4 protein-coding genes are annotated in these 5,568 nt (G+C 74.7%); 1 reads left to right on the top strand and 3 read right to left on the bottom strand.

Annotated elements, in window-relative coordinates:
- Positions 1 to 3 precede the first annotated feature (3 nt).
- Positions 4 to 882, bottom strand: a complete 879-nt coding sequence (locus tag SMD11_RS29955) for an ACP S-malonyltransferase (protein WP_087929420.1) — start codon at positions 880 to 882, stop codon at positions 4 to 6.
- Between the two features lie 318 nt (positions 883 to 1,200).
- Between SMD11_RS29955 and SMD11_RS29950 the strand changes: the two genes are divergently transcribed.
- Positions 1,201 to 4,536, top strand: a complete 3,336-nt coding sequence (locus SMD11_RS29950; RefSeq protein ID WP_087929419.1) for a BTAD domain-containing putative transcriptional regulator — start codon at positions 1,201 to 1,203, stop codon at positions 4,534 to 4,536.
- A 39-nt stretch (positions 4,537 to 4,575) separates the two neighbouring features.
- On the opposite strand, the gene SMD11_RS29945 is transcribed toward SMD11_RS29950, so the two are convergent.
- Together SMD11_RS29945 and SMD11_RS29940 are read right to left on the bottom strand one after the other, a co-directional pair.
- The gene (locus tag SMD11_RS29945; RefSeq protein ID WP_234366221.1) at positions 4,576 to 4,815 is read right to left on the bottom strand and encodes a hypothetical protein; all 240 of its coding nucleotides are present in this window, start codon (positions 4,813 to 4,815) and stop codon (positions 4,576 to 4,578) included.
- A gap of 13 nt (positions 4,816 to 4,828) precedes the next feature.
- Entirely contained in the window at positions 4,829 to 5,416 is a 588-nt protein-coding gene (locus tag SMD11_RS29940) for a superoxide dismutase family protein (protein WP_234366220.1), read from the bottom strand.
- Positions 5,417 to 5,568: the final 152 nt, after the last annotated feature.

Here is a 5,568-nt window from a genome sequence, read left to right as displayed (position 1 = left end):
GTCTCAAGTCCTGGTTCCGAGGAGGGGGGTCCGGTCGGCGGACCGGCGGATCTTCTGCACCATGCGGAGGAGGGCCTGGCCGCCCACTTCCTCGCATTCCGTCCGGGGGTCGAGGGCCAGCAGGTGGCGGACGCTGTCGGTCCATCGCACCGGCTCGACGAGCTGGTCGCTCAGCAGCCGGACGACGGCCCCCTGCCCGTAGGGGCGGCCCGTCACATTGGCGATCACGGGGGTCGCCGGCTCGCGGAACGTGAATTCCCGCAGGTAGTTCTCGAATTCGGCGCGCACCGGCTCCATGTAGCGTGAATGGAACGGCGCGCTGACGCGCAGCGGTGCGAAGCGGATGTCCCGGCGGGCGAACACGTCGTGGGCCGCGCGGAGCACCTCGGCCGGGGCGGCGACGACGATCTGCGTGTCGGTGTTGAATCCGGCCACGTCGACGCCCTCGACGCCGTCCTGCGCGAGGATCTCCCGCAGGCGCGGGGCCGGCACGTCCATGACCGCGGTCATTCCGCCGCCGGACGCCGCGGCCATCAGTTCCCCGCGCCGCTTGACGAGCCGCAGGCCGGTCTCGAAGTCGAGGACGCCCGCCGCCAGGAGCGCGTTGTATTCACCGAGGCTGTGGCCGAGGTAATGGTCGGCGCGCCGCTCCTCCCGGTGCTCGCGCTCGAACATCCGCAGCGCGTTGACGGTGTAGAGGGCGGGCTGGGTGTATTCCGTGCGCGAGAGCACGTCGTCCGGGTCGTCGCGGCAGAGCGCGGGGAGGTCGTATCCCAGGAGATCACAGGCGAACTGGGTGAGGCCGGGATAGCGGTCGAAGACGTCCGCGCCCATTCCTCGGAACTGCGCTCCCTGTCCGGGGAAGAGAATCGCGAACGACATGGCGCCTCTCAGCTCGATTCCGGCTTCCCCGCGGCGCGGTTCGGCCGGGCGGGGACTTCCGACGCCGTGATCATGCGACGGCCTCCTTGCGGGGCCCTGGTGCGGCCGCTGGCAGGATCTTGCGAAGCTCTGTAGTTCCCTTGTCACAACTCTTGCGGGACGCTTGCCGATTGCTTGCCAATTGCTGGTTTGGCAGCCTTGGAACGGCCTGTCCGTTATGCCAAGATCACGTTCTGGAGGGGTTCGGCGACAGGACGTCGCCCGGCCCGTCCGCCGGCACAGCCGCTTCGCGCGAGAACCGAGAACGATGAGGACCATATGCACGCACTCCGGACGCCGAGCCCGTCGCCGCTGCCGCAGCGGGCGGACCCGGCCGGACCGCTGCTGCGGGTGCTCGGCCCCATGTCGGCGCGGTTCGACGGGCAGGACCTGCCGCTCGGCCCGCCGCGCCGGCGGGCCCTGCTCGCCCTGCTGCTCATCCGGCTGGGCCGGGTCGTCCCCACCGAGCTGATCGTCGACGAGCTGTGGGGGGACGAGCCGCCGCGCCAGCCCGTCGCCACGCTCCAGAGCCACATCTCCCACCTGCGCCGGGTCCTGGACCCGGCGGCCGGACCTGACGCACCCTCGGTGCTGCGCTACCGCGCGCCCGGCTATGTGCTCCAGCTCGCCCCGGAACAGGTGGACTTCTGCCGTTTCGAGGACCTCGTGTCCAGCGGGCGCCGGCTCCTGGAACAGCGGGATCCGCTGACCGCGCGGGACCGGCTCGCCGATGCCCTGGAGCTGTGGCACGGCGCCCCGTACACGGAGTTCTCCGCCCACCCGCCGCTGGCCGACGAGACCGCCCGGCTGGAGCAGGTCCGGCTGGCCGCGCTGGAGTCCTTCGCCGAGGCCCGGCTCGCCCTGGGCGCGGACGAGGAGGTGGCGGCCGACCTGGACCGGGAGGTGCGCAACCACCCGATGCGCGAGCGGCTCGTCGGCCACCTGATGACCGCGCTGACCCGCCTGGGGCGGCAGGCGGAGGCGCTGGAGGTGTACGAGCGGACGCGCAGCCACCTCGTCGAGGAGTTCGGCGTGGACACCGCCGTGGAGCTCCAGCGGGTGCGCACCGCCATCCTGCGGCAGGAGTTGTGCGACGACGGGCCGGGCGACCGGGCCGCGCCGCCCGCTGCCACCACTCCCGCCGCCCCCTTCGTCTCCGCCACTCCTCCCTTCTCCGCTTCCCCCGCCGCTCCCGCTTCCGCCGCGGCCGCACGGACGCCGGAGCCGGTCCGGCCGGCGCCCGATCCCGGGCCGGCCCCGCAGTCCGGCACGGACCCCGCGGACCCCTCGGCGCCCTGGCCGTTCACCGGCCGGGACCAGGAGCTGCGCCGCCTGGCGACGGCGGCGGCCGGGGCCCTCACCGGCCACGGGCACGTGGTCTCCGTGCTCGGCCCCGCCGGGGTCGGCAAGACCCGCTTACTGATGGAGCTCGCCCCGCGCCTGGAGGCCGCGGACGAGCACCTCGAAGTGGTCTGGAGCCACTGCTTCCCCGGTGAGGGGGTCCCGCCCTACTGGCTGTGGACACAGGTCCTGCGCAGGCTGTCGGCCACCCGGCCGGAGGCCTTCCGCGCGGCGACGGCGCCGTTCGGCGCGCTGCTCGCCCCGCTGATGCCCGAGCGGTCGGCCGGGCCGGGCGCCCCGCAGGGCGCCGAGGTCGACTGGGCGCAGGCCCGGTTCCTCACCCACGACGCGGTCTGCGAGGTCCTCCTGGCCCTCGCCGCCGAGAACCCGCTGGTGCTGCTCCTGGAGGACCTGCACTGGGCGGACACCGCCTCCCTGGACCTGCTGAGGCTGCTCGGCGTCCGCCGCCTGGGGCACCCGCTGAGCATCGTGCTGACGGCCCGTGACTTCGAGATCGAGTCCGACGCCACCATGCGCCGGCTGCTGTCCGAGGTCGTCCGCGGCCCCCGCAGCGAGACCCTGCGGCTCGACGGGCTGCCCCGGCAGGCCGTCGCGACCCTGGTCGAGGCGCAGGCCGGGCCGGGCGTGGGCGCCGAGGTCGTCGAGGCGCTGCACCGGCGGAGCAAGGGCAACCCGTACTTCGTCATGCAGCTCCTCTCCCTCCTCGGCGACATCCGGCACCTGCACGACCCCGGCGCCTCGACCGTCCTCCTGGCCCGGGTCCCGACGGGCGTCCGCGAGGCGCTGCGGCAGCGGTTCGCCGCGCTGCCCGAGCCGGTCGTGCGGGTGCTGCGGCTGTGCGCGGTCATCGGCACCGAGGTGGACACCGACCTGCTGCACCGCACCGCCACCGAGGACGAACCGGTGGCCGAGGCGATGGAGTCGGCGATCCGGGCCGGGCTGCTCGGCGAGGACCCGCACCATCCGGGCCGGCTGCACTTCGCCCACGCGCTGGTGCAGGAGACGCTCGCCGAGGAGCCCGCCCGCGAGGAGCGGCACCGGCTGCACGCGAGGGTCGCCGAGGCGCTGTGCGCCCGCGGGCGCGGGCAGATGGGCGACGAGGAGATCGAGCGGCTGGCCCACCACTCCTGGCACGCCAAGGACGCGCTGGCGCCCGGCGAGACGCTGCCCCGGCTGCTGCGCGCCGCCGAGCGGGCCGAGCACCACCTGGCGTACGAGCAGGTCGAGACCTGGCTGCGGCGGGCGGTGCACCTGGCCGGCTTCCTGCCCGCCGACGACCCCTCGGCCCCGGGCCTGGAGCAGCGGCTGCACATCCAGCTCGGACAGGTGCTGGCCACCATCCGCGGCTACGGCGACGCCGAGGCCGAGGCGGCGCTGGGCCGGGGCCGCGCCCTGAGCGCGGTCACGCACAGCCCCGAGGACCCGTCGGTGCTGTGGGCGCTGTGCGCGGCGCTCCTGGTCACCGGCCGCTACGACGACTCCCGGCAGTTCTCCGGGCTGCTGCGGGACCTCGCCGGGCGGACCCGGCAGCCGGTGGCGGTGCTCGGCGCGGCGTACGGGGAGGGCATCGTGCTGCACGTGCGCGGCCGGCTGCCCGAGGCGCTGGCGGAGCTGGAGCACGGCGTCGAGATGGCGGATCGTTTCGCCCGGGAGGGGCACTCGCTGGCCCGGACGTTCCAGCACGACCCGCGCGTCTCCTGCCGCTCGTACGACACGTTCACCCACTGGCTCCTGGGCGACCGGCGGACGGCGTCCCGGCGCCGCCACGAGCTGCTGCGGCTGACCGAGTACGAGAGCCGGCCCTCGGACCGGGCCTTCGCGCTGTACGTGGACGCCGTCGTGGCCGCCTGGGAGGGGGACGTCGACACGGCGCTCGGCTCCGGCAGCGAGGGTGCCCGGGTGGCGGGCGAGCACGGGCTGCTCTACTGGAAGGCGATGCTGAGCCTGCCGGCCGGGTGGGCCCTGACGCACTCCGGCCGCGCGGCCGAGGGCCTGGCGCTGATGCGCACGTCGCTGGACGAACTGTGCCCGTCCCGGACGCATCTGCGTCTTCCGTTGCACCTGGGGCTGCTGGGGCAGGCGCAGTTCCACGCCGGCCACCGGGAGGAGGCGGCGGACACGCTCCGCAGGATGCTCGCCGTCGTCGAGCGCCGCCGCGAGTACGTCTACCTCGACCCGGCGCTGCCCGCCACCCGGCTGCTGCACGAACTGGTGGGCCGGGGCGCGGCGGAGGCGGTGCTGCGAGGGTGCTGAGGGCGGGGCCGCCGGGGCGCCCGTACCGGCCTCAGGGGCTCATACGGGGGTTCCGGTGCCGTCGCCCTGGTCGGGCCACTCGTGCGGGTCGACGTCGTCGTCGGCCTTGCGGCGCACCTCTTCCAGGCGCGCGCGGGTCTCCCGCTCCCCCGTCCGGCCGGGTGTCCGGCCGGGCGGGGAGGCGGCGGTCCCGCCGTGCCCGCCCGGTTCCGCGCGGGCCTTCGCCCCTTCCTCGCGGCCGTGGTGGCCCGCGAACGCGCCCTTGATCCTGTCGCGCATCGACATGGCGCACCTACACGAACGGCACGTTGACGCAGGCGAGTCGGGCGCCGGCGGTCCCCGCCTTGCCGGGGGCGGTGTCGGTCGCGCGCTCGTGCACGACGACGGAGCGGGCCTCGCCGGCCCGGACCCGCCAGCGCACGGACGTCGCCGAGCGGCCGTTGCCGCGCGCGTCCGTGGTCTGGTCCAGCCACGCCTCGTTGCGCGCGTTGGCGTAGGCGGGGTCGACGGAGGGCTGCACCGGGTCCTTGACGTTCTGGTAGTGCCCGCCGCCGGAGGTCGCCGAGTCGGTGCCGCAGGCTTTCTGGTGGACGTGGGCGCCGAAGGTCCGTTTGGCCTGGACCCCCTTCAGCCGGAGTTCGAACCAGCTGCCGTGGTCGCTCGTCCGCTCCCGCACTTCCACATGGCTGCCGATCGGTACGGACCTGGGGTCGTACGTCACGGCTCCCTGCCCGGAACCGGCGGTCGCCCGGAAGGTCTCGACCACGGTCACCGCGCCGTGCTGGGTGCCCACGGGGCCGGTGCTGTCGGTGGTGCTCAGGGTGCTCATGCCCGGCGTCAGGGCCAGCGACGCGGCGAGCACCGTCGTCATGAAGGCCATCTCGGCCCCTCCTCAGTCAGGTATCAGGCCGTACCAGCACATGTTCACCCAGAATGCCCGGGGCCACGACCGTCGCGCCGCCGATCGTGCGGTGAGGGCGCGGTGACCGGCGCGCGGCGTCCGGCGCCACGCCTCGGTACCGCGCCGGTGCC

It is taken from the genome of Streptomyces albireticuli (assembly GCF_002192455.1).
Taxonomy (GTDB): domain Bacteria; phylum Actinomycetota; class Actinomycetes; order Streptomycetales; family Streptomycetaceae; genus Streptomyces; species Streptomyces albireticuli_B.
This window is presented reverse-complemented; position numbering and strand designations above follow the sequence as displayed.